Annotated in this window: 27 protein-coding genes and 1 tRNA gene; 22 read left to right on the top strand and 6 right to left on the bottom strand. The window is 55.8% G+C overall.

Annotated features, from left to right (window positions below; translation table 11 throughout):
* Positions 1–11: 11 nt before the first annotated feature.
* The 7 genes from mlaF to murA all read left to right on the top strand — a co-directional run bounded on the left by mlaF (position 12) and on the right by murA (position 4,808).
* A complete protein-coding gene (mlaF, locus tag RTN40_RS13035) occupies positions 12–824 on the top strand; it encodes a phospholipid ABC transporter ATP-binding protein MlaF (protein ID WP_312228820.1) in 813 nt (270 codons plus the stop codon).
* A gap of 7 nt (positions 825–831) precedes the next feature.
* The gene (mlaE, locus tag RTN40_RS13030) at positions 832–1,614 is read left to right on the top strand and encodes a lipid asymmetry maintenance ABC transporter permease subunit MlaE (protein WP_312211974.1); all 783 of its coding nucleotides are present in this window, start codon (positions 832–834) and stop codon (positions 1,612–1,614) included.
* A gap of 4 nt (positions 1,615–1,618) precedes the next feature.
* Positions 1,619–2,173: an outer membrane lipid asymmetry maintenance protein MlaD gene (mlaD, locus tag RTN40_RS13025; protein WP_312228819.1), complete on the top strand. Its 555-nt coding sequence runs from the start codon at positions 1,619–1,621 to the stop codon at positions 2,171–2,173.
* A 13-nt stretch (positions 2,174–2,186) separates the two neighbouring features.
* Complete coding sequence (gene mlaC / locus RTN40_RS13020) at positions 2,187–2,822, top strand: phospholipid-binding protein MlaC (protein ID WP_312228818.1); 636 nt, start codon at positions 2,187–2,189, stop codon at positions 2,820–2,822.
* Positions 2,822–3,115: a lipid asymmetry maintenance protein MlaB gene (gene mlaB / locus RTN40_RS13015; protein WP_312228817.1), complete on the top strand. Its 294-nt coding sequence runs from the start codon at positions 2,822–2,824 to the stop codon at positions 3,113–3,115. Before mlaC ends, mlaB begins: the two co-directional genes overlap by 1 nt.
* 125 nt (positions 3,116–3,240) lie before the next feature.
* Positions 3,241–3,495 (top strand): BolA family iron metabolism protein IbaG, encoded by a 255-nt coding sequence (gene ibaG / locus RTN40_RS13010; protein WP_042390090.1) that lies wholly within the window; start codon positions 3,241–3,243, stop codon positions 3,493–3,495.
* A gap of 53 nt (positions 3,496–3,548) precedes the next feature.
* Positions 3,549–4,808: a UDP-N-acetylglucosamine 1-carboxyvinyltransferase gene (murA, locus tag RTN40_RS13005; protein WP_312228816.1), complete on the top strand. Its 1,260-nt coding sequence runs from the start codon at positions 3,549–3,551 to the stop codon at positions 4,806–4,808.
* Positions 4,809–4,880: 72 nt separating this feature from the next.
* Here murA and sfsB read toward each other — a convergent pair whose 3' ends face one another.
* On the bottom strand, positions 4,881–5,165 hold the full coding sequence (gene sfsB, locus RTN40_RS13000; protein WP_312228815.1) for a DNA-binding transcriptional regulator SfsB: 285 nt from the start codon (positions 5,163–5,165) through the stop codon (positions 4,881–4,883).
* A gap of 213 nt (positions 5,166–5,378) precedes the next feature.
* Entirely contained in the window at positions 5,379–6,350 is a 972-nt protein-coding gene (gene ispB / locus RTN40_RS12995; RefSeq protein WP_312228814.1) for an octaprenyl diphosphate synthase, read from the bottom strand.
* Between the two features lie 260 nt (positions 6,351–6,610).
* Between ispB and rplU the strand changes: the two genes are divergently transcribed.
* From rplU to cgtA, 4 genes are all read left to right on the top strand, one after another.
* Positions 6,611–6,922 carry a 50S ribosomal protein L21 gene (gene rplU, locus RTN40_RS12990; RefSeq protein ID WP_042390095.1) on the top strand — a complete coding sequence of 104 codons (312 nt, stop codon included), beginning with the start codon at positions 6,611–6,613 and terminating at the stop codon, positions 6,920–6,922.
* A gap of 20 nt (positions 6,923–6,942) precedes the next feature.
* A complete protein-coding gene (gene rpmA / locus RTN40_RS12985) occupies positions 6,943–7,200 on the top strand; it encodes a 50S ribosomal protein L27 (RefSeq protein WP_017457338.1) in 258 nt (85 codons plus the stop codon).
* Positions 7,201–7,293: 93 nt separating this feature from the next.
* Positions 7,294–8,259 (top strand): DMT family transporter, encoded by a 966-nt coding sequence (locus RTN40_RS12980; RefSeq protein WP_312228813.1) that lies wholly within the window; start codon positions 7,294–7,296, stop codon positions 8,257–8,259.
* A 15-nt stretch (positions 8,260–8,274) separates the two neighbouring features.
* A complete protein-coding gene (gene cgtA / locus RTN40_RS12975; protein ID WP_312228812.1) occupies positions 8,275–9,444 on the top strand; it encodes an Obg family GTPase CgtA in 1,170 nt (389 codons plus the stop codon).
* 54 nt (positions 9,445–9,498) lie between these two features.
* Here cgtA and dacB read toward each other — a convergent pair whose 3' ends face one another.
* Positions 9,499–10,932, bottom strand: coding sequence for a serine-type D-Ala-D-Ala carboxypeptidase (dacB, locus tag RTN40_RS12970; protein WP_312228811.1), 1,434 nt, complete (start codon positions 10,930–10,932; stop codon positions 9,499–9,501).
* A 249-nt stretch (positions 10,933–11,181) separates the two neighbouring features.
* Between dacB and greA the strand changes: the two genes are divergently transcribed.
* Complete coding sequence (gene greA, locus RTN40_RS12965) at positions 11,182–11,658, top strand: transcription elongation factor GreA (protein WP_042390099.1); 477 nt, start codon at positions 11,182–11,184, stop codon at positions 11,656–11,658.
* A 154-nt stretch (positions 11,659–11,812) separates the two neighbouring features.
* Here the strand turns inward: greA and yhbY are convergent, their stop codons facing one another.
* Positions 11,813–12,106: a ribosome assembly RNA-binding protein YhbY gene (yhbY, locus tag RTN40_RS12960; protein ID WP_312228810.1), complete on the bottom strand. Its 294-nt coding sequence runs from the start codon at positions 12,104–12,106 to the stop codon at positions 11,813–11,815.
* 125 nt (positions 12,107–12,231) lie between these two features.
* On the opposite strand from yhbY, the gene rlmE reads away from it, so the two are divergent.
* The 8 genes from rlmE (at position 12,232) to RTN40_RS12920 (ending at position 19,397) form a co-directional block, all read left to right on the top strand.
* Positions 12,232–12,858, top strand: coding sequence for a 23S rRNA (uridine(2552)-2'-O)-methyltransferase RlmE (rlmE, locus tag RTN40_RS12955; RefSeq protein WP_042390101.1), 627 nt, complete (start codon positions 12,232–12,234; stop codon positions 12,856–12,858).
* A gap of 102 nt (positions 12,859–12,960) precedes the next feature.
* Positions 12,961–14,871: an ATP-dependent zinc metalloprotease FtsH gene (gene ftsH / locus RTN40_RS12950; protein WP_312228809.1), complete on the top strand. Its 1,911-nt coding sequence runs from the start codon at positions 12,961–12,963 to the stop codon at positions 14,869–14,871.
* 116 nt (positions 14,872–14,987) lie between these two features.
* Positions 14,988–15,836, top strand: a complete 849-nt coding sequence (folP, locus tag RTN40_RS12945; RefSeq protein WP_312228808.1) for a dihydropteroate synthase — start codon at positions 14,988–14,990, stop codon at positions 15,834–15,836.
* On the top strand, positions 15,829–17,166 hold the full coding sequence (gene glmM, locus RTN40_RS12940; RefSeq protein ID WP_312228807.1) for a phosphoglucosamine mutase: 1,338 nt from the start codon (positions 15,829–15,831) through the stop codon (positions 17,164–17,166). The genes folP and glmM overlap by 8 nt, the downstream gene beginning before the upstream one ends.
* 114 nt (positions 17,167–17,280) lie before the next feature.
* Positions 17,281–17,931 carry an A24 family peptidase gene (locus RTN40_RS12935; protein ID WP_312228806.1) on the top strand — a complete coding sequence of 217 codons (651 nt, stop codon included), beginning with the start codon at positions 17,281–17,283 and terminating at the stop codon, positions 17,929–17,931.
* Positions 17,932–18,172: 241 nt separating this feature from the next.
* Complete coding sequence (gene secG / locus RTN40_RS12930; RefSeq protein WP_312228805.1) at positions 18,173–18,508, top strand: preprotein translocase subunit SecG; 336 nt, start codon at positions 18,173–18,175, stop codon at positions 18,506–18,508.
* A gap of 9 nt (positions 18,509–18,517) precedes the next feature.
* Positions 18,518–18,604 (top strand) — tRNA-Leu (locus tag RTN40_RS12925).
* 133 nt (positions 18,605–18,737) lie between these two features.
* The gene (locus RTN40_RS12920) at positions 18,738–19,397 is read left to right on the top strand and encodes a metallophosphoesterase (protein WP_312228886.1); all 660 of its coding nucleotides are present in this window, start codon (positions 18,738–18,740) and stop codon (positions 19,395–19,397) included.
* A 25-nt stretch (positions 19,398–19,422) separates the two neighbouring features.
* Here the strand turns inward: RTN40_RS12920 and RTN40_RS12915 are convergent, their stop codons facing one another.
* Positions 19,423–20,172 carry an SDR family oxidoreductase gene (locus tag RTN40_RS12915; protein ID WP_312228804.1) on the bottom strand — a complete coding sequence of 250 codons (750 nt, stop codon included), beginning with the start codon at positions 20,170–20,172 and terminating at the stop codon, positions 19,423–19,425.
* 100 nt (positions 20,173–20,272) lie between these two features.
* On the opposite strand from RTN40_RS12915, the gene RTN40_RS12910 reads away from it, so the two are divergent.
* Positions 20,273–20,632: a helix-turn-helix domain-containing protein gene (locus RTN40_RS12910; protein WP_312228803.1), complete on the top strand. Its 360-nt coding sequence runs from the start codon at positions 20,273–20,275 to the stop codon at positions 20,630–20,632.
* A gap of 89 nt (positions 20,633–20,721) precedes the next feature.
* Positions 20,722–21,963 carry a bifunctional glucose-1-phosphatase/inositol phosphatase gene (gene agp / locus RTN40_RS12905; protein ID WP_312228802.1) on the top strand — a complete coding sequence of 414 codons (1,242 nt, stop codon included), beginning with the start codon at positions 20,722–20,724 and terminating at the stop codon, positions 21,961–21,963.
* 60 nt (positions 21,964–22,023) lie between these two features.
* On the opposite strand, the gene argG is transcribed toward agp, so the two are convergent.
* Entirely contained in the window at positions 22,024–23,370 is a 1,347-nt protein-coding gene (gene argG, locus RTN40_RS12900) for an argininosuccinate synthase (protein ID WP_312212003.1), read from the bottom strand.
* Positions 23,371–23,581 lie beyond the last annotated feature (211 nt).

Below are 23,581 nucleotides of genomic sequence, written 5' to 3'. Positions count from 1 at the left end.
AGGAAAAGTAAATGAGCCAGACGATGGCGAATTTAGTCGATGTCCGTGGCGTCAGCTTCTCCCGTGGCAATCGGTGTATCTTCGACAATATTACGCTGACGGTGCCGCGGGGAAAGATCACCGCGATCATGGGACCGTCAGGGATCGGTAAAACGACGCTGCTGCGCCTGATCGGCGGGCAGATCCCACCGGATACCGGTGAGATCCTCTTTGATGGCGAGAACGTGCCGGCGATGTCGCGCTCCCGCCTCTACACCGTGCGCAAGCGTATGAGCATGCTGTTCCAGTCCGGGGCGCTGTTCACTGACATGACCGTGTTTGATAACGTGGCCTATCCGCTGCGCGAGCACACGCATCTGCCGCCCGCGCTGCTAAAGAGCACGGTAATGATGAAGCTGGAGGCCGTCGGCCTGCGCGGTGCGGCAAAGCTGATGCCGTCTGAGCTATCCGGCGGTATGGCCCGTCGTGCGGCGCTAGCGCGAGCGATTGCCCTTGAGCCGGATCTGATCATGTTTGATGAGCCTTTTGTTGGCCAGGATCCCATCACCATGGGGGTGCTGGTCAAGCTCATCTCTGAACTGAACAGCGCGCTGGGGGTGACCTGCATTGTTGTCTCCCACGACGTGCCCGAGGTATTGAGTATTGCCGACTACGCCTATATCGTGGCCGACAAAAAGATCGTCGCCCACGGCAGCGCCCAGGGCTTGCAAGAGAATGCCGATCCCCGGGTCCGCCAGTTCCTTGACGGCATTGCGGATGGCCCAGTGCCGTTCCGCTATCCGGCGGGCGACTATCTTCACGATTTATTAGGAACAGGGAGCTAAGCCACTCATGCTGTTAAATGCACTGGCATCGCTTGGGCATCGCGGGATCAAAACGATCGCGACGTTCGGGCGCGCCGGGTTGATGTTATTCAATGCGCTGATCGGCAAGCCCGAGTTTCGCAAGCACGCCCCGCTGCTGGTTCGCCAGCTCTATAACGTGGGCGTGCTCTCGATGCTCATCATCCTCGTCTCCGGGGTGTTCATCGGCATGGTGCTGGGGCTACAGGGTTACCTGGTGCTCACCACCTACAGCGCCGAAACCAGCCTTGGGATGCTGGTGGCACTGTCGCTGCTGCGCGAGCTGGGACCGGTGGTTGCTGCCCTGCTGTTCGCAGGACGGGCAGGCTCGGCGTTGACCGCTGAAATCGGTCTGATGCGCGCCACCGAACAGATCTCCAGCATGGAGATGATGGCGGTGGATCCGCTGCGACGGGTGATTTCGCCACGCTTCTGGGCGGGAGTGATCTCGCTGCCGCTGCTGACGACGATGTTTGTCGCGGTCGGCATTTGGGGCGGCTCGCTGGTGGGCGTAAACTGGAAAGGCATCGATGCCGGCTTCTTCTGGACGGCAATGCAAAACGCCGTCGATCTGCGCCTCGATCTGGTGAACTGCCTGATCAAAAGCGTCGTGTTCGCTATTACCGTTACCTGGATCGCGCTGTTTAATGGTTATGACGCGATCCCCACTTCGGCAGGGATTAGCCGGGCCACCACACGTACCGTTGTGCACTCATCGTTGACCATTCTCGGCCTCGATTTTGTGCTCACCGCTCTGATGTTTGGGAACTGAGTAGATGCAAACGAAAAAAACAGAAATTTGGGTGGGTATTTTTCTTCTGATTGCCCTGCTGGCGGCGCTCTTTATCTGCCTGAAGGCGGCGGACGTTGCCTCTATGCGCACGGAGCCTACCTACCGCGTGACCGCCACCTTCGATAACATCGGCGGCGTAAAGGTTCACTCACCGGTACGTATTGGCGGCGTTGTCGTTGGGCGCGTGGCCGATATCGAGCTTGATCCAAAAACCTATCTGCCGCGCGTATCGCTGGACATCGAAGAGCGCTATAACCAGATCCCCGATACCAGCTCGCTGGCCATTCGTACCTCTGGCCTGCTGGGCGAGCAGTACCTGGCGCTCAACGTCGGGTTTGACGATCCCGAGCTGGGAAGTTCTATGCTTAAAGACGGCAGCACCATTCAGGACACCAAGTCCGCGATGGTACTTGAGGACCTGATCGGACAATTCCTTTACAACAGCAAAGGTAGCGACAATAAGAGTTCAGGCGATGCGCCAGCGCCGGGCGCTGCCGATACTGAAGTTGCACCGTCCGCCACCCCGACGAATCCATGAGGAGAAGTGACGCATGTTCAAACGACTGTTAATGATTGCCGTACTGGCCATCGCTCCGCTGACGGCAGCGACCGCTGCCGACCAGAGCAACCCGTACAAGCTGATGCAGGAAGCGGCGCAGAAGACCTTCGATCGCCTTAAAGCCGAGCAGCCGAAAATCCGCTCTAACCCTGACTATCTTCGTGAAGTCGTCGATCAAGAGCTGCTGCCCTACGTGCAGGTGAAATACGCCGGGGCGCTGGTGCTGGGCCGCTACTACAAAGAAGCGACCCCTGCGCAGCGTGATGCTTACTTTGCTGCGTTCCGTGAATATCTGAAGCAGGCCTACGGCCAGGCGCTGGCAATGTATAATGGCCAGACCTACCAGATTGCACCGGAGCAGCCGCTGGGCAACGCCTCTATCGTGCCGATCCGCGTCACCATTAACGATCCAAACGGTCGTCCGCCGGTACGCCTGGACTTCCAGTGGCGTAAGAACAGCCAGACCGGTAACTGGCAGGCCTATGACATGATTGCTGAAGGTATCAGCATGATCACCACCAAACAGAATGAGTGGAGCGACCTGCTGCGTACCAAAGGCATCGATGGTCTGACTGCGCAGCTGAAATCGATCTCCCAGCAGAAAATCACCCTGGACGAGAAGAAATAATGGCTGACCAGCTACGCTGGACGCGCAATGGCGAGCGGCTGGCTCTCGAAGGCGAGCTGGATCAGGACGTCCTGAACGGCCTGTGGGAGGCGAGGGCAGAGGCGCTGAGCGGCGTTGACGTGATCGACCTGACCGGCGTTGCTCGCGTGGATACCGCCGGTGTTGCCCTGCTGGTTCACCTGGTGGCCTTTGCCCGAAAACAGGGGCATCCGGTAGTGCTGGAGGGCGTCAGCGACAAGGTTCGCACTCTGGCGCAACTCTATAACCTTCCTGCCGATGCGCTGCCACACTAATATTTTCAGTACGTTACTACTCATAGCCTCGCTTGATTGACAAGCGAGGCTTTTTGCTTATTTAAGACAGCGCCACTTTCCTCTAAGATGTTGGACTGTTTTCACTACCAGATGAATTAAAGCCCATGGAAAATCATGAAATCCAGACCGTGCTGATGAACGCACTCTCCCTTCAGGAAGCCCACGTTAGCGGCGATGGCAGTCACTTTCAGGTTATTGCGGTGGGTGAAATTTTTGCCGACATGAGTCGCGTGAAGAAGCAGCAGGCCGTCTATGCCCCGCTGATGGAGTATATCGCGGACAACCGCATCCACGCCCTGTCGATCAAAGCCTATACGCCTGCCGAGTGGGCGCGCGATCGTAAACTCAACGGTTTTTGAGCTGACGGTCGTTGACCGGCAGTACGTATGAATTCTTAACAGAGAAGAGATGAATGGATAAGTTTCGTGTACAGGGGCCGACCCGGCTTCAGGGCGAAGTGACAATTTCAGGAGCGAAAAACGCAGCGTTGCCAATTCTTTTTGCCGCCCTGCTGGCAGAAGAGCCTGTCGAAATTCGTAACGTTCCGAAACTGAAAGATATCGATACCACCATGAAGCTGCTGAGCCAGCTTGGCATGAAGGTAGAGCGTAACGGCTCGGTCTGGATGGACGGTAGCGCGGTCAATATCTATCGCGCCCCTTATGAGCTGGTGAAGACCATGCGCGCTTCCATTTGGGCACTCGGTCCGCTGGTGGCACGTTTTGGCAAGGGTGAAGTCTCCCTGCCGGGCGGCTGCGCTATCGGCGCGCGTCCGGTGGATCTGCATATCAGCGGCCTGGAGCAGCTGGGTGCGGAGATCAAGCTGGAAGAGGGCTACGTTAAAGCATCCGTGAATGGCCGCCTGAAAGGGGCGCATATCGTGATGGATAAGGTCAGCGTTGGCGCGACCGTCACCATCATGTCGGCAGCGACGCTGGCCGAAGGCACAACCATTATCGAAAACGCCGCCCGCGAGCCGGAGATTGTCGATACGGCAAACTTCCTCAACACCCTGGGCGCGAAAATCACCGGCATGGGTACGGATAGCATCACCATTCAGGGCGTTGAGCGTCTGGGCGGCGGTGTCTATAGCGTGCTGCCCGATCGTATTGAAACCGGGACCTTCCTGGTGGCGGCGGCCATCTCCGGCGGCAAAATTGTCTGCCATAAAGCCCAGCCGGACACCCTGGACGCAGTGCTGGCCAAGCTGCGTGAAGCGGGCGCGGATATTGAGCTAGGCGAAGACTGGATCAGCCTGGATATGCACGGCAAGCGTCCAAAGGCGGTTAACGTGCGTACCGCGCCGCATCCGGCGTTCCCCACCGATATGCAGGCGCAGTTTACGCTGCTGAACCTGGTGGCAGAAGGTACGGGTGTCGTCACGGAAACCATCTTCGAGAACCGCTTCATGCACATTCCGGAGCTGATCCGTATGGGCGCACACGCGGAGATCGAGAGCAATACCGCTATCTGCCACGGTGTGGAAAAACTCTCTGGTGCTCAGGTGATGGCAACCGATCTGCGTGCGTCTGCAAGCCTGGTGCTGGCGGGCTGTATCGCGGAAGGGACCACTATCGTTGAGCGTATCTACCATATCGATCGTGGGTATGAAACCATTGAGAACAAGCTGCGGGCGCTGGGCGCGAACATCGAGCGCGTGAAAGGCGAGTAGTGCTGAAAGCGTAATGGAAGGCAGCCCCCTTGCCGTCAGGAGAAGGGGGTTGGCTTGCCGGGGTAACAATCGTTACGCTTTGGGCTGTTTCTCCCTCTCCTTGCGGATCAGCTTAGCGCGATCGATAAACTCATGAGTGACGGGGTCGTGATAACGCGACGGCCAGATCACCCACGGATCCGTTCCAATCGCCCTGGCGATAATCTGCTCTCCCTTCGGCCACGGACGCGTCAGCACGTTCGCCAGCGTTGACGAGCTGAGACCACTCCTGCGTGACTCTGCCGCCATTGAGGTCCCTTTCTTACGTAGCGCGGCGATAATATCGGCTGGGTGCCAGTCAGTCAGTTTCTGTTCCATTTTTCCTCCCTGTGATTGCGATAAGCACTGCGCTAAAACGGTGCGCGGACCTATCATATCCCTTAGGGAGTTTAAGCTCTAATAAGTTCTCATAAAGAGAGGCGTATTTAGGAATTTGCCAGGGATAATTCCATGGTATTACTGGATTTACAGGGGTGCTATTTACTGGAATCTTTTGGAATAATCCCGCGCCGAAACGCGGGGGTATTGGGATCAACGATCGCGCTGAACGGCGATGTGCGCCAGACCAATCAGCGCTTCACGCCATGGAGAGTCCGGCAGTACCTGAAGCGCGGCAATAGCTTTATCCGCCTCTTCCTCTGCCCGTCGACGCGTCCACTCAAGTGAGCCGCAGGCGGCCATCGCCTCAAGCACGGGCGTCAGCAGATGGCGGCCGTTACCCTGCTCAATGGCCTCGCGGATCATCTGTGCCTGCTCTGGCGTGCCGTGACGCATAGCATGCAGCAGCGGCAGGGTAGGTTTGCCTTCGTTGAGATCGTCACCCACGTTTTTCCCCAGCGTTTCGCCGTCGGCGCTGTAGTCCAACAGATCGTCGATAAGCTGGAAGGCAGTACCCAGGTAGCGGCCGTAATCCTGCAGCCCCTTCTCCTCTGCCTCGCTACAGCCCGCCAGAATGCCGGAGCACTGGGAAGCCGCCTCGAACAGACGGGCGGTCTTGCTGTAGATGACCCGCATGTAGTTCTCTTCGGTAATGTTCGGATCGTTAACGTTCATCAGCTGCAGCACTTCGCCTTCAGCGATCACGTTTACCGCTTCCGACATGACCTCCAGCACCTTGAGCGAGCCGAGGCGGGTCATCATCTGGAAAGAGCGAGTATAGATAAAATCGCCCACCAGCACGCTGGCAGCGTTGCCAAACGCCGCGTTAGCTGTGGCTTTACCCCGGCGCATGTCGGATTCATCTACCACGTCGTCATGGAGCAGCGTCGCGGTGTGGATAAATTCGATTAGCGCCGCGATAGTAACGTGGGCATTCCCCTCATAGCCGACGGCGCGTGCAGCCAGCACGGCGATCATTGGACGGATACGTTTACCGCCGCCGCTCACAATGTAATACCCCAGCTGGTTGATCAGCTGTACGTCCGAGTCGAGCTGTTGCAGTATTGTCGCATTGACACCCGCCATATCTTGCGCGGTTAACTCATTGATTTTTTCTAAATTCATCGCAAAAGCCGGGCTTAAAGTCCTGTTTATCACCTGTCAAAATGGGATAACGAAGGGTTACGGGTTAGCTATAGTATTGTTGATTGTACTGAAAAAACGCGCCAGATAAACGTCACCATGCACGTTGTGTTTTTTTTCTTCGTCTATTGACGATCGCACTTGTCAAAGGCTCGCGTTTTGCGTAATATTCGCGCCCTATTGTGAATATTTATAGCGCACTCTGAATCACTCAAAAGATGTGCGCGGAAGCGGAGTTTTTTATGTACGCGGTTTTCCAAAGTGGTGGTAAACAACACCGAGTAAGCGAAGGTCAGACCATTCGCCTGGAAAAGCTGGACATCGCAACTGGCGAAACTATTGAGTTCGCTGAAGTTCTGATGGTCGCAAACGGTGAAGAAGTCAAAATCGGCGTTCCTTTCGTTGATGGCGGCGTTATCAAAGCTGAAGTTGTTGCTCACGGTCGTGGCGAGAAAGTTAAAATTGTTAAGTTTCGTCGTCGTAAACACTACCGTAAGCAGCAGGGCCATCGTCAGTGGTTCACTGATGTTAAAATCACTGGCATCAGCGCTTAAGACTAGGGGAGCAGATTTAAATGGCACACAAAAAGGCTGGCGGCTCAACTCGTAACGGTCGCGATTCAGAAGCTAAACGTCTGGGCGTAAAACGCTTTGGCGGAGAAGCAGTACTGGCAGGTAGCATCATCGTTCGTCAACGTGGTACCAAATTCCACGCTGGCTCTAACGTAGGTTGCGGCCGTGACCACACTCTGTTCGCTTTGACTGACGGTAAAGTTAAGTTCGAAGTTAAAGGCCCGAAAAACCGTAAGTTCATCAGCATCGTTGCTGAATAAGTTTTTCGCGTCCCGGTAACGGATGAAAGCCCCGCAACACGTTGCGGGGCTTTTTACATTCTGTCCCGGTAAATTATTTGCAGGGAATAGGGCATGAAGCAGCAGGCAGGCATTGGGATCCTTTTGGCGCTAACGACAGCCATGTGCTGGGGTGCATTACCCATTGCCATGAAGCAGGTGCTGGAGGTGATGGAACCGCCCACAATTGTGTTCTATCGCTTTTTAATGGCGGCGATAGGTCTCGGCGCTATTCTGGCCATGAAAGGCAAGCTGCCACCGATGCGTATTTTCCGTCAACGCCGCTGGCTGGTCTTGCTTGCTATTGCCACCGGAGGCCTGTTCGGGAATTTCATTCTCTTTAGCTCTTCTCTGCAATATTTGACCCCAACGGCCTCACAGGTGATTGGACAGCTTTCACCGGTGGGTATGATGGTCGCCAGCGTCTTTATCCTCAAGGAGAAGATGCGGGGAACTCAGATAATTGGGGCAACAATGCTGCTTTGCGGGCTGGTGATGTTTTTCAACACCAGCCTGATTGAGATTTTTACCAGACTAACCGATTACACCTGGGGTGTAATCTTCGGCGTCAGCGCCGCCGCAGTCTGGGTGAGTTACGGGGTCGCGCAAAAGGTGTTATTACGCCGGTTGGCCTCGCAGCAGATCCTCTTTTTGCTGTACACTTTATGCACAATAGCGTTACTGCCGCTGGCGGAGCCAGGCACGATAGCCCAGCTTAGCCACTGGCAGCTGGCCTGCCTGATCTTCTGCGGCCTCAATACGCTGGTAGGGTACGGCGCGCTCGCTGAGGCGATGGCGCGCTGGCAGGCGGCGCAGGTGAGCGCATTAATCACGCTCACTCCGCTGTTTACGCTGTTGTTTTCAGATTTATTATCACAGGCCTGGCCCGATGTTTTCGCCAGACCGATGTTAAACCTTTTAGGTTATCTCGGTGCGTTTGTCGTGGTTGCGGGCGCTATGTATTCCGCCATAGGCCACCGCCTCTGGGGACGCTGGCGCAAGCGTGAAGTGATTGTCACTTTACCCCGCTCAGGCGAATGAGTAACGGAGAGTAAAATGAAGTTTGTTGATGAAGCTACGATTCTGGTCGTGGCAGGTGACGGCGGTAACGGCTGCGTAAGCTTTCGTCGTGAAAAATATATTCCGCGCGGCGGCCCTGACGGCGGTGACGGTGGTGATGGCGGTGATGTCTGGCTGGAAGCGGACGAGAACCTCAACACCCTGATCGACTACCGCTTTGAGAAATCTTTCCGCGCCGAGCGTGGGCAGAACGGTCAGAGCCGTGACTGTACCGGCAAGCGTGGCAAAGATGTCACCGTTAAGGTGCCGGTAGGGACGCGTATCATTGATCAGGGCACCGGTGAGACCATGGGCGATATGACCAAACACGGTCAGCGCCTGATGGTGGCAAAAGGCGGCTGGCACGGTCTGGGCAACACGCGCTTTAAATCCTCCGTTAACCGTACTCCGCGTCAGAAAACGATGGGTACGCCGGGCGACAAGCGCGATCTGCAGCTGGAGCTGATGCTGCTGGCCGACGTCGGGATGCTGGGCATGCCTAACGCCGGTAAATCGACGTTTATCCGTGCCGTATCCGCAGCGAAGCCGAAAGTGGCGGACTACCCGTTCACCACCCTGGTGCCGAGTCTCGGCGTGGTGCGTATGGATACCGAAAAAAGCTTTGTGGTTGCCGACATTCCGGGCCTGATTGAGGGCGCGGCAGAAGGGGCAGGGCTGGGTATTCGCTTCCTGAAGCACCTTGAGCGCTGTCGCGTCCTGCTGCACCTGATCGACATCGATCCTATCGACGGTTCCGATCCGGTTGAGAACGCGCGCATCATCATTGGCGAACTGGAGAAGTACAGCGAGAAGCTGGCCGCCAAGCCGCGCTGGCTGGTCTTCAACAAGATCGACCTGATGGATAAGGCTGAGGCCGAAGAGAAGGCGCAGGCGATTGCTACGGCGCTGGGCTGGGAAGATAAGCACTATCTCATCTCTGCGGCCAGCCAGCAGGGCGTTAAAGACCTCTGCTGGGACGTCATGACCTTCATCATTGAGAACCCGCTGGTTCAGGCTGAAGAAGCGAAGCAGCCGGAGAAAGTCGAATTCATGTGGGATGACTACCACCGCCAGCAGCTTGAAGAAGCTGACGTGGAAGAAGATGATGAAGACGACGACTGGGATGAAGAGGACGACGAAGGTATCGAGTTTATCTACAAGCGTTAATCCAGTAAAAACCCCGGCCATGAGCCGGGGTTTTTGTTTGTTGACGCAACCGAATTAATTATTCTGGTACACATCCTTGTACAGTCGACTCTCGAAGCGCACCAGCGGGATGCGGCGGTTACGCTGGTCGGCAGGCTCTACCGCATAGCCAGAGAGATACTGCACAAACGCCATGCGTTGGCCGCTGGCGGTGGTAATAAAGCCCGCCAGGTTATACACCCCCTGCAGAGAGCCGGTCTTCGCCGACACCTTGCCGTCTACGCCTGCCGCATGCAGACCGGCGCGATACTGTAACGAGCCGTCATAGCCCGCCAGCGGCAGCATTGAGATGAAGTTCAGCTCGGTGTCATGCTGGGCGATATACTGCAGCACCTGCATCATGGTCGCCGGAGAGATCAGGTTATGGCGCGACAGGCCGGAGCCATCGACCACAATGCTGTTACCCAGATCGACTCCCGCCTGCTGGCGCAGGATCTGTCGTACGGCATCCGCTCCTGCACGCCACGTGCCCGGCACGCCAAAGCGCGCATGGCCGATAGTACGAAACACGGTGTCGGCAATCATGTTGTCCGACTTTTTCAGCATAATCTTTAAGAGATCGTGCAGCGGAGCGGACTGCTTGCTGGCAATCACCGTTCCCGGCTCGTTAACCAGCGTCTGGCGCAGCAGCGTGCCGCTGTAGGTAATCCCGGCCTGCTTAAGCTCATCTTTCAGCACGGCACCGGCGTAGCTCGCCCCGTCCTGGATGGCAAAGGCCAGCGGCAGCGGGTCGGCGCGCTGGGTCAGGCAGCCGGTCAGCGTAAAGCGGTTGAGGTCGCCAGGGACGACGTCCAGCTCGCAGTACTGGGCATCAGGGGAGCCTTTGGCCAGCGTACGCACCTGGCTGAACATGGTGACGGGGTAGTAGGAGGCGATGCGGATAAACGCCAGATCGTTAGCCTTCTGGGCGCTGTAGAGCGATACCGAGAAGCAGTTGCGATCGATAATCGCGGCGGCGGGGGGGGCGCTGAAGCACTGGGTCATGTCGTTCCACGGCCAGCCGGGAGCTTTATCGTGGCTGGCAAAAACCGAGGTGTCGATCAGCACATTGCCGTCGATCTGCTGTACGCCGGACTTTTTGAGTACCGCGACCATATTGCGGATATCCTGGCGTTTTAGCGTCGGATCGCCGCCAAATCGCGCCACCAGATCCCCTTTTAACACCCCGTTCGCAACGTTACCTTTACTCTCAAGCGTGGTGGTAAAACGGAAATCTGGTCCAAGCTGCAGCAGGGCGGCCAGCCCGGTGATCACCTTCTGGGTGCTGGCGGGCAGGGCCATCTGCTGGCTGTGGTAATCAATATCGGGAGTCTGGGCACCAACCTTCTGCACCATCAGGGCGAGGTTTGCGCCAGCAGGAAGCTGGTTAATGTACTCATCAACGTTCGCAGCCTGCACATTCAACGCTATACTGGTGGTCAATCCGATGACATATCTGGAAAATCGCATAATCTCGCGCTAGAAACCTGGAAACAGGCCGTCATACTACGGTGCATCGCACCGGAAAGTAAACGATGACCCATAAGGAACTTCCGGGTAAAATGCGTATCAAATTGAAAAATTGCTGCTGACCTGGAGCCTTGTCTCCGGGTCGGTTTTCTTTTGCTTTTGTCCCCCCTCCTTTGCGCGGTATGCGGGGGGGTAAAGCGACCGGGGCGGGGCCACCGCTCCCTACAGGAATGTTTAAGAGGTATAACAATGCAAGCTATTCCGATGACCTTACGTGGTGCCGAAAAATTACGCGAAGAGCTGGATTTTCTGAAGTCCGTGCGTCGTCCTGAAATCATCGCCGCGATCGCCGATGCCCGTGAGCACGGCGACCTGAAAGAGAATGCCGAGTACCATGCTGCCCGCGAGCAGCAGGGGTTCTGCGAGGGGCGGATCAAAGACATTGAAGCCAAGCTCTCTAATGCGCAGGTGATCGACATCACAAAAATGCCTAATAATGGCCGCGTGATTTTTGGCTCGACCGTTACCGTGCTGAATCTTGATAACGACGAAGAGCAGACCTACCGTATCGTGGGTGATGACGAGGCGGATTTTAAGCAGAATCTGATCTCGGTAAACTCGCCTATTGCCCGTGGCCTGGTCGGCAAAGAGCAGGATGACGTGGTTGTCATCCGTACGCCGGGTGGCGAAGTGGAGTACGAGATCCTCAAGGTAGAATATCTTTAATTACGTGCCAACCTGTAATATGTTGACGTAATGTAAAGATAAGAAAAAGGCCGCATAGCGGCCTTTTATCAACGTCAAGAGCGTGGCATTTTGCTTGTCAGCTTGCGGAAAACCCCTCGTTTTACACAGATTTTGTGTTCTATCCAGGATATTCTTAGCGTGGCAGCGAAATTTTACGCTCCTTCAATGGGCGGTACAGCACCAGCGTTTTACCGATGACCTGTACGTTAGAGGCGCCGGTTTCACGAACAATCGCTTCCACGATCAGCGTCTTAGTTTCGCGGTCTTCGGTAGCGATTTTGACCTTGATTAGCTCATGGTGCTCTAGCGCTTGTTCAATCTCGGCCAGTACCCCTTCGGTCAAACCATTGTTGCCAAGCATAACTACCGGCTTGAGCGGATGTGCCAGACCTTTAAGGTGCTGTTTTTGTTTAGTACTCAGATTCATCGTATATTTTTGCTTACGTTGGGATTGAAAACGGTTCATTCTACCGCCATCTCCAGTGTATCGCCAAATCGGCTGTGCTAATAGTTGATAGCCTGCTACTCACGATGAACAACTTGGATATAGAGATGACAGGTAAAAAGCGTTCTGCCAGCTCAAGCCGCTGGCTTCAGGAACACTTTAGCGATAAATATGTGCAGCAGGCGCAGAAAAAAGGGTTACGTTCCCGCGCCTGGTTTAAACTTGATGAAATACAGCAAAGTGACAAACTTTTTAAGCCAGGCATGACGGTTGTCGACCTGGGGGCAGCGCCGGGCGGCTGGTCGCAGTATGTGGTCACCCAGATTGGCGGCAAGGGGCGGATCATCGCATGCGATCTTCTCCCTATGGATCCCATCGTTGGCGTCGACTTCCTTCAGGGCGATTTTCGTGATGAATTAGTCGTAAAGGCGCTGCTGGAACGCGTCGGCGATGAAAAAGTTCAGGTGGTCATGTCCGATATGGCCCCCAACATGAGCGGAACACCGGCGGTGGACATTCCCCGCGCCATGTATCTGGTGGAGCTGGCGCTGCAGATGTGCCGCGACGTTCTTGCACCGGGCGGAAATTTTGTAGTGAAGGTGTTTCAGGGCGAAGGTTTCGATGAGTACCTAAGAGAAATTCGCTCTCTGTTTACGAAGGTAAAAGTGCGTAAACCTGACTCTTCGCGTGCACGTTCACGTGAAGTGTACATTGTAGCGACCGGGCGAAAATGATAAACCGTTGATATCAGACTCAGGTTTGAATGAGACGGGATACAGAGTATCCTGACGCTGTTTTTAACACAGTTGTAATATGAGGTTAATCCCTTGAGTGACATGGCGAAAAACCTAATACTCTGGCTGGTCATTGCCGTTGTGCTGATGTCAGTATTCCAGAGCTTTGGGCCCAGCGAGTCGAGTGGCCGTAAGGTGGACTACTCTACCTTCCTGCAAGAGGTCAATCAGGACCAGGTTCGCGAAGCGCGTATCAACGGACGTGAGATCAACGTTACCAAGAAAGATAGTAACCGTTACACGACTTACATCCCGGTCAACGACCCGAAACTGCTTGATAACCTGCTGACGAAAAACGTCAAAGTGGTTGGCGAGCCGCCGGAAGAGCCAAGCCTGCTGGCTTCTATCTTCATTTCGTGGTTCCCGATGCTGCTGTTAATCGGCGTCTGGATATTCTTTATGCGCCAGATGCAGGGCGGCGGTGGCAAAGGTGCCATGTCGTTCGGTAAGAGCAAGGCGCGTATGCTGACCGAAGATCAGATCAAAACCACCTTTGCCGACGTTGCAGGCTGCGACGAAGCAAAAGAAGAGGTGGGTGAACTGGTTGAGTACCTGCGTGAGCCGAGCCGCTTCCAGAAGCTGGGCGGTAAGATCCCGAAAGGCGTCTTGATGGTCGGTCCTCCGGGTACCGGTAAAACGCTGCTGGCAAAAGCCATTGCTGGTGAAGCCAAAGTGCCATTCTTTACCATTTCCGGTTCTGACTTCGTAGAAATGTTCGTTGGTGTCGGCGCATCCCGTGTGCGTGACATGTTCGAACAGGCTAAGAAAGCTGCGCCGTGCATCATCTTTATCGATGAGATCGACGCCGTGGGCCGCCAGCGTGGCGCAGGCCTCGGCGGCGGTCACGATGAGCGTGAGCAGACCCTGAACCAGATGCTGGTTGAGATGGACGGCTTTGAAGGCAACGAAGGGATCATCGTTATCGCTGCGACTAACCGTCCGGACGTGCTTGACCCGGCGCTGCTGCGTCCAGGCCGTTTTGACCGTCAGGTTGTGGTTGGCTTGCCGGACGTGCGTGGCCGTGAGCAGATCCTGAAGGTGCATATGCGTCGCGTACCGCTGGCGCCAGATATCGACGCGGCCATCATTGCCCGTGGTACCCCAGGCTTCTCCGGTGCGGATCTCGCTAACCTGGTCAACGAAGCGGCGCTGTTTGCTGCCCGCGGCAACAAGCGCGTTGTCTCGATGGTTGAGTTTGAGAAAGCGAAAGACAAGATCATGATGGGTGCGGAACGTCGCTCCATGGTGATGACCGAAGCACAAAAAGAGTCTACCGCGTATCACGAAGCGGGCCATGCGATTATCGGTCGCCTGGTGCCGGAACACGATCCGGTCCATAAAGTGACGATTATTCCGCGCGGTCGTGCGCTGGGTGTGACCTTCTTCCTGCCGGAAGGCGATGCGATTAGCGCCAGCCGTCAGAAGCTGGAAAGCCAAATCTCCACGCTGTACGGCGGTCGTCTGGCAGAAGAGATCATCTACGGCGTTGAGCATGTTTCTACCGGGGCATCGAACGACATTAAGGTCGCGACCAACCTGGCACGTAACATGGTGACCCAGTGGGGCTTCTCCGACAAACTCGGTCCGCTGCTCTATGCAGAGGAAGAGGGCGAGGTGTTCCTGGGCCGCAGCGTGGCGAAAGCGAAACACATGTCCGATGAAACGGCGCGTATTATCGACCAGGAAGTGAAATCGCTGATTGAGCGTAACTACAACCGCGCTCGTCAGATCCTGAACGATAATATGGACATCCTGCATTCAATGAAAGATGCGCTCATGAAGTATGAGACCATCGATGCACCGCAGATTGATGACCTGATGGCCCGTCGTGATGTGCGTCCGCCAGCGGGCTGGGAAGATCCTGGCTCGAACAGCTCTGACAGCAATGGTACGCCGCGTGCGCCGCGTCCGGTTGATGAACCGCGTACGCCAAACCCCGGCAACACCATGTAATAGCGGTTTGGCGACAAATAAGCCCTTGCGGCATATGCATTAGCATTATTTAAAACCCCGGGGCGTGCTCCGGGGTTTTTTCTTATCTACCACCCACACAGTACAAGGGATGCTCTATGAAACTCTTCGCTCAGGGAACCACGCTCGATCTCTCTCATCCGCACGTAATGGGTATACTCAACGTCACCCCGGACTCTTTCTCTGACGGCGGCGCACACAACACGCTGATCGACGCGGTTAAACATGCCAACCTGATGATCAACGCCGGGGCCACCATCATTGACGTCGGCGGCGAGTCAACCCGGCCAGGCGCGGTTGAGGTGAGCGTTGATGAAGAGCTGTCCCGCGTGGTGCCGGTCGTAGAAGCGCTGGCGCAGCGTTTTGAGGTCTGGATCTCAGTGGATACCTCTAAGCCGCAGGTCATCCGGGAGATTGCCCGCGTGGGTGCGCATCTGATTAACGATATCCGCTCTCTGAGCGAGCCGGGCGCGCTGGAAGCGGCGGCGGAAACCGGCCTGCCGGTCTGCCTGATGCATATGCAGGGCGATCCAAAGACCATGCAAGACGCGCCAAAATATGCCGATGTCTTTGCTGACGTTAACCGTTATTTTCACGAACAGATTGAAAGGTGTGAGAAAGCAGGCATTACAAAGGATAAATTGGTACTCGACCCCGGCTTCGGTTTCGGTAAGAATCTCTCCCATAACTACGCGCTTCTTGCACGCCTGGCAGAGTTTCACCATTTTGGTCTACCGCTGCTGGTGGGAATGTCCCGTAAATCGATGATTGGCCAGCTGCTTAACGTTGGTCCATCAGAGCGCCTGAGCGGCAGCCTGGCGTGCGCAACGATAGCGGCCATGCAAGGAGCACACATAATTCGCGTACATGACGTGAAAGAGACAACAGAAGCCATGCGGGTGGTCGAGGCCACGCTATCAGCGAAGGAAAACAAACGCTATGAGTAGTCGCAAATATTTTGGTACAGACGGTATTCGTGGGCGCGTCGGCGATGCGCCTATTACGCCTGATTTCGTTCTTAAGCTGGGCTGGGCAGCAGGTAAGGTACTGGCGCGTCATGGCTCGCGCAAAATCATTATCGGCAAAGACACGCGTATCTCTGGCTACATGCTGGAATCGGCGCTGGAAGCAGGCCTGGCCGCTGCCGGTATCTCTGCCTCCTTCACCGGGCCGATGCCGACGCCGGCGGTGGCTTATCTGACCCGCGCATTCCGCGCCGAAGCGGGGATTGTTATCTCCGCCTCCCATAACCCCTTTTACGACAACGGGATTAAATTTTTCTCAACCGACGGCACCAAGCTGCCGGACGAGGTAGAAGAGGCCATTGAAGCCGAGCTGGAAAAAGAGATCAGCTGCGTTGACTCTGCGCTGCTCGGTAAAGCCAGCCGTATCGTAGACGCCGCCGGGCGCTACATCGAATTTTGTAAGGGAACCTTCCCGAACGAACTAAGCTTGAAGGGGCTGAAAATTGTCGTCGATTGCGCCCATGGCGCAACCTATCACATCGCGCCTAGCGTCTTCCGCGAGTTGGGTGCGGATGTTATCACCCTCGGCTGCGAGCCGAACGGCGTTAACATCAACGAAGAGTTGGGTGCCACTGACGTGCGTGCGCTGCAGGCTCGCGTGCTTGCCGACAAGGCCGATCTCGGTATCGCCTTTGACGGCGACGGCGACCGCGTCATCATGGTTGACCACGACGGTAACAAGGTTGATGGGGATCAGATCCTCTACATTATCGCTCGCGAAGGCCTGCGTCAGGGTCAGCTGCGCGGCGGTGCGGTCGGCACGCTGATGAGCAACATGGGTCTGGAGCTGGCGCTGAAGCAGCTGGGTATTCCCTTTGCCCGCGCTAAGGTCGGCGACCGCTACGTGCTGGAGAAGCTGCAGGAGAAGGGCTGGCGGATTGGCGCTGAGAACTCCGGGCATATCATCCTGCTGGACAAAACCACCACCGGTGACGGCATTGTTGCCGGGCTGCAGGTCGTTGCGGCCATGGTTCGTAACAATATGACCCTGCACGATCTCTGCAGCGGCATGAAGCTCTTCCCGCAGATCCTGGTTAACGTGCGCTTTACTGCCGGGAAAGGCGATCCGCTGGAACACGAAACCGTTAAATCGATAACAGCAGAGGTTGAAGCGGCGCTGGGCAGCCGCGGGCGCGTCCTGCTGCGTAAATCCGGTACCGAGCCGCTGATCCGCGTAATGGTAGAGGGTGAGAACGAAGCGCAGGTTACCGAGTTCGCTCACCGCATTGCCGATGCGGTCAAACAGGCCTGATCGTGTTATCACGCCACTCCAGAAATGGAGTGGCGGAAAGGTAATAATGCCCTTTTTAACTCCTTGAAACTGCATTAAATTCATCTATTTAATGTGTTTAGCTAAGGAGAGGTTATGGAAAGGGTGGCGTGGTATCCGAGTATGGCGCTGGGTCTGGGGCTATTAACGGGCCATTTTCTTAACGTTATTATCCATCGCTACTGTCAATGTGCTTTTGCCGTTCGCTATCCGCTGAGTGAATTATTAACGGGCGCGGCTTTCCTCGTGCTGGTCTACCGATACGCTCCATACTTCACCGGGCTACAGCTCTTTTTTCTGGCCAGCTTTTTCTGCCTGCTTTATGTGCTGGCCGTTATTGATATCACTCTCTTTCTGCTGCCGGATCGTCTGGTGTACCTGCTGCTATGGCTTGGGCTGGCAGCCTCGGTGCTGAATATCATTCCGGTGTCGCCGCGGGATAGCGTAACGGGAGCAATCCTGATCTGGAGTGGTACCTGGCTGATAGCGCAGGGGCACGTCTGGATTTGCAAGCGGGAAGGGCTGGGCAACGGTGATGTTAAGCTTTACGCGGCCTGTACGACCTGGCTTGGTATCGACTATGTTGCGGAGCTAATGCTGGGGTCGGCGGCGCTGGGCATACTTGCTTTTACTCTCCGGGGCCTGCTGCGTTTTCGTCGACTGACTACGGTCGATCCCTACATGCCGTTTGGACCTGCCATTGCAGCTACCGCTCTTCTCATCCTGCACATTAAGGTCCTCCGCTAATACCAATAAGCGTCTGTTTTTTGCCCATTTAGTGCATCGGATAGCCTTTGAATGCGGCTTTTGCTCTTTTTTTCCGCAGTTGATACAATGCAGCGAAATTGCCCTTGCGCAGGGCATCCGCTTTGGTTAGTATTCACACCCGCTCAAGTGGGAAATAACATTAACTCCCGCTTTTGGTTTGAAACCCATTCAGGGTTTGAAGCTTATGTTATGCGGCAACTCCGCAAGGAACAGGTTGATTATGTACGAAGCTCTTTTAGTAGTTTTCCTTATTGTGGCGATTGGCCTTGTGGGTCTGATCATGCTGCAGCAAGGTAAAGGCGCTGATATGGGAGCCTCCTTTGGTGCAGGCGCTTCCGGTACGCTGTTCGGTTCAAGTGGTTCTGGTAACTTCATGACCCGTATGACGGCTGTATTGGCAACCCTGTTCTTCATTATCAGCCTGGTGCTGGGTAACATTAACAGCAACAAAACCAACAAAGGGAGCGAGTGGGAAAATCTGAGCGCGCCAGCGACGTCTGAGCAGACTCAACCCGCAGCGCCGGCTAACAAGCCGACAAGCGATATCCCACAGTAAGTATTCCGTACCGAGGTGGTGGAATTGGTAGACACGCTACCTTGAGGTGGTAGTGCCCTAACGGGCTTGTGGGTTCGAGTCCCATCCTCGGTACCAATATTCCAGAGAAAAGAGATCGCAAGATCTCTTTTTTTTCGTCTGTACGTCATGAATATGGCGGCGCTCTCTTTCTCTTATCCTCTCCCGGCTATACTGCTTAAAAACAGCAACCTCTCCTGTACGGTACAGTATCATGACCTGGCAGCGGCTCAACGGCGCGGCATGGCGCAATATCTGGGTTACTGGCGACCTTCACGGCTGCTACAGCCTGCTGTTAAATAAACTTAGCTTCGTTGGGTTTGATACCTCGCAGGATCTGCTAATTTCCGTGGGCGATCTCACCGATCGTGGCGTCGAGAATGTGGAGTGCATGACCCTGGTCACCTGTCCCTGGTGCCGGGCGGTGCGTGGTAACCACGAGCAGATGATGCTGAACTGTTTGCTCTACAACGGTAGCGCCAGCCACTGGTTGATGAATGGTGGCAGCTGGTTTTTCAATCTGGATGATGAGCAGGAGCAGCAGGCCAGAGCGCTGCTGCCGCATATCGCTGCGCTGCCGCTGGTCATTGAAGTTAACACGCAGGGTAAAAAAGTGATCGTTTGTCATGCCGACTACCCTGACGATAACTACGTGTACGGTAAGCCGGTAGAGGAGGATCAGCTTCTCTGGAATCGGGATCGGCTTGCGGCCTCTCTGGCGGGCAGGGTGAAAGAGATCCACGGCGCGGATCTCTTTATCTTTGGTCATACGCCGCTGCGTAAGGCGCAACGCTTTGCCAATCAGTACTACATTGATACCGGCGCGGTAATGAGCGGCAATTTGACTCTGATGCAAATCCAGGCTGAGTAAAACCTTGAACAGGGTTGTCAGGCCGTTACAGGCTGCCCACCCCGCCATCGACCAGCAGATCGGTGCCCACCGTATAGCTTGAGTCATCCGACGCGAGATAGAGCGCGGCCTTCGCCAGCTCCCGCACGGTACCCATCCTTCCGAGCGGTACCAGCTTGATAATCTCCTCCTGCATGACCCGCAGCGCCTCTTCGTCAAGACCAAGCTTGTTCAGCGCGGGGGTTTCTACCGGGCCGGGGCTGAGGCCGTTCACGCGAATACCACGCGGCAATAGCTCGGCCGACAGCGTGCGTGCAAGCGACAGCAGACCGGCCTTGCTGGCGGCGTAGACGCTGCTGGTGGGCAGACCAATGCGCGCGCTGACCGAGCCGCAGAGGATCACCGAAGAGGGATTATTCAACAGCGGCAGCAGGGCCTGAATGAGAAAGAAGGGGCCTTTAAGGTTAATCCCCATCAGGCGATCCCACTTGGCCTCGTCCCATACCTCAATCTCACCGTGGGTCACGTCCCCTGCGTTGATGAAGACCGCATCCAGACGCGGCCAGCGGGCAGCAATCGTCTCTGCAAGCTGCTTTTGCGCGGCGATATCGCCCGCGTCGGCGGGGATCACCCAGGCGTTATCTCCCAGAATGCGCTTCGCGTCGGCGAGCGTCTCAGGGTTACGGCCCGTCACCGCTACGTGCGCCCCTTCGGCGATAAATTCCTGCGCCGTCGCCAGGCCAATGCCCGTTGTACCGCCGGTAATCAGTGTATATTTATCTGCTAAACGACCCATTTGCTTCTCCTGATTGAAGAGTGGAGAAAGCACTATAGAAACGTTAGTATCTAAAAGAAACCAGGTACCAATTGGATACTAAAGAGGCGAGAGGTGTGCAATGGCGGTATTACTCGACTGCGCAGAAGAAAAAAATTGTCAGCACGAGCCCTGCCCGATGACCAGCTTTATCGGGTTGATCTCCGGGAAGTGGGCCATCCCGATTATCTATCGTCTGATCGTCATCAATGAGCCGGTGCGGTTTGGCGATTTGCTGCGGGCCGCCGCGCCCATTACGCAAAAAGAGCTGACTAAACAGCTGCGGCTGTTTGAACAGCGCGGGTTGGTCACACGTACCGTCTATCCTGAAATCCCGCCCCGCGTGGAGTATCAAATCACCGCCCTTGGCCTCACTCTGCAAAATGCCCTCGCGCCGCTAGCCGACTGGATGCGTGAATACGGTCAACAACTTAAGCATTAGCGGCTTGCCCACTTTGCGAAACGGCTCCGGGAAATTTGTCATCAATCTGTCACACTTAGCGCGACAATGACAAAGGTGAGGAGTTAGGGATGAAAAGAGCACTACTCGCAGCTGCGCTGGCCGGAGCATTAACGCTGACCGCAGGGGCGCAGGCGCAAACGACCCCGGAGGGCTATCAGCTACAGCAGGTGTTGATCATGAGCCGCCATAATCTGCGCGCGCCGCTGGCAGATAACGGTAGCGTGCTGCAGCAGTCAACGCCGAACAAATGGCCCGAATGGGATGTGCCGGGCGGACAGCTCACCACCAAAGGCGGCGTGCTCGAAGTCTATATGGGGCACTATATGCGTGAATGGCTGGCGGAGCAGGGGCTGGTGAAGGCGGGAGAGTGTCCCACCTCTGACGCCGTCTATGCCTACGCCAACAGCCTGCAACGCACCGTAGCCACCGCACAGTTCTTTATCACCGGCGCGTTCCCCGGCTGCGATGTGCCGGTTCACCATCAGGACGCGATGGGCACAATGGATCCCACCTTCAACCCCGTTATCACCGATAAGGATACGGCGTTCCGCGACAGGGCGGTGCAGGCCATGCAGACCGAACGTCAGGCGATGCAGCTGGATAAAAGCTATAAGCTGCTGGCGCAGATAACAAACTATGACAACTCCCCCTCCTGTAAAGAGAAGCAGGTCTGCTCCCTGACCGATCCGAAAGATACCTTCAGTGCCGGGTACGAAAAAGAGCCAGGCGTCTCCGGGCCGCTGAAGGTAGGCAACTCGCTGGTGGATGCCTTCACCTTACAGTATTACGAAGGCTTCCCGATGGATCAGGTCGCCTGGGGAGAGATCAAAACTGACCAGCAGTGGCGTGTGCTGTCGAAGCTGAAAAACGGCTATCAGGATTCGCTCTTCACCTCCACGGCAGTGGCGCAGAACGTGGCGAAGCCGCTGGTGAAGTACATCGATAAGGCGCTGGTGACGGACCAGGCCAGCGCGCCGAAAATCACGCTGCTGGTGGGTCATGACTCCAATATCGCCTCGCTGCTGACGGCACTGGATTTCAAACCCTACCAGCTGCACGATCAGTACGAGCGTACGCCAATCGGCGGCAAAATCGTCTTCCAGCGCTGGCATGACCAGAGCGCTAACCGCGATCTGATGAAGATTGAGTATGTGTATCAAAGTGCGGAACAGCTGCGCAATGCGGATGTGCTGACCCTGCAGGCACCGGCGCAGCGCGTAACGCTGGAGCTGAAGGGCTGTCCGGTAGATGCCGACGGTTTCTGTCCGCTGGATAAATTCAATGCGGTTCTGAACGACGCGGCGAAGTAGGGTGTGAACTCTCAGGCATAAAAAAGGGCGCTTGCGCGCCCTTGATACTTCAATCCGATATTACTGCTTGTCGGTGTGCTCAAGGCTGTCCATCTGCGGCAGGCCGGTGCTGGCAGAGGAGGAGAGCAGGCCCGTCTCAACGTAGTTGAATAGCTTCTCGCGGGTGTCAGTGATGTCCAGGTTACGCATGGTCAGCTGACCGATACGATCGTCCGGAGAGAAGACAGAGTCGCCTTTCTCCATGGTCAGACGCTCTGCCTTGTAGGTCAGATTGTCAGAGACCGTATTCAGGATGGAGTAGTCGTTACCGCGACGCAGCTCCAGCGTCACCTCACCGGTGATGGCGCTCGCCACCCAGCGCTGCAGGGCATCACGCAGCATCAGCGCCTGCGGATCGAACCAGCGGCCCTGATAGAGCAGTTTGCCGAGCTGGCGACCGTGAGAGTGATACTGCTCAATGGTATCTTCGTTGTGAATACCGGTCAGCAGACGCTCGTAGGCGATGTGCAGCAGCGCCATCCCCGGAGCTTCGTAGATGCCACGGCTCTTCGCTTCGATAATACGGTTCTCAATTTGATCGCTCATGCCCAGGCCGTGACGGCCACCGATGCGGTTAGCTTCCAGCATCAGCTCAACGTCGTCAGAGAAGGTTTTGCCGTTCAGCGCTACCGGGTAGCCACGCTCAAAGCGGATGGTCACCTCTTCCGCCGGGATCTTCACGCTCTCGTCCCAGAACTTGACGCCCATGATCGGGTTAACGATCTTGACGCTGGAGTTGAGGAACTCCAGGTCCTTCGCTTCATGGGTCGCGCCCAGCATGTTGGAGTCGGTGGAGTAGGCTTTCTCTACCGACATTTTGTAGTCAAAGCCGCAGGCGATCATAAATTCGGACATCTCCTGGCGGCCGCCCAGCTCGTCGATAAAGTCGGTATCGAGCCACGGCTTATAGATCTTCAGCTCGGCATTGGTCAGCAGGCCGTAGCGGTAGAAGCGTTCAATATCGTTGCCCTTATAGGTGCTGCCGTCGCCCCAGATGTTTACGCCATCCTCTTTCATGGCGGCAACCAGCATGGTACCGGTTACGGCACGGCCCAGCGGCGTAGTATTGAAGTAGGTCAGCCCGCCGGTGGTATTATGAAACGCACCGCACTGAATAGCGGCGATGCCTTCGGCAACCAGCTGCTTACGGCAGTCGATCAGACGTGCGTTTTCTGCTCCATACTCTTTTGCACGGCGTGGGATAGCCTCATAGTCATCCTCATCTGGCTGACCCAGATTAGCCGTGTAGGCATAAGGAACAGCGCCCTTTTGGCGCATCCACAGCAGGGCTGCGCTGGTGTCGAGGCCGCCGGAGAAAGCGATGCCAATACGTTGTCCAACCGGAAGATGCTTGAGAATCGTCGTCATAAAATAAATCCCTGCTAACTATACCTATGGTGAGAGACTTAACAGCCACGCCATGATGATAGGCTAAACATTACCGCAGAGAGCGCCTGCGCACCCTCAGTAATGCATGATTATGCAAAATAAGTGAGTTTTCATTTAATCATCTTTTCGTGGAGACCGGAAGCGTTGCGTGGCAAAATCATTAAAAAAAATGAATGGATAATAGTGAAGC

This window comes from Pseudescherichia sp. (assembly GCF_031987975.1).
Taxonomy (GTDB): domain Bacteria; phylum Pseudomonadota; class Gammaproteobacteria; order Enterobacterales; family Enterobacteriaceae; genus Pseudescherichia.
This window is presented reverse-complemented; position numbering and strand designations above follow the sequence as displayed.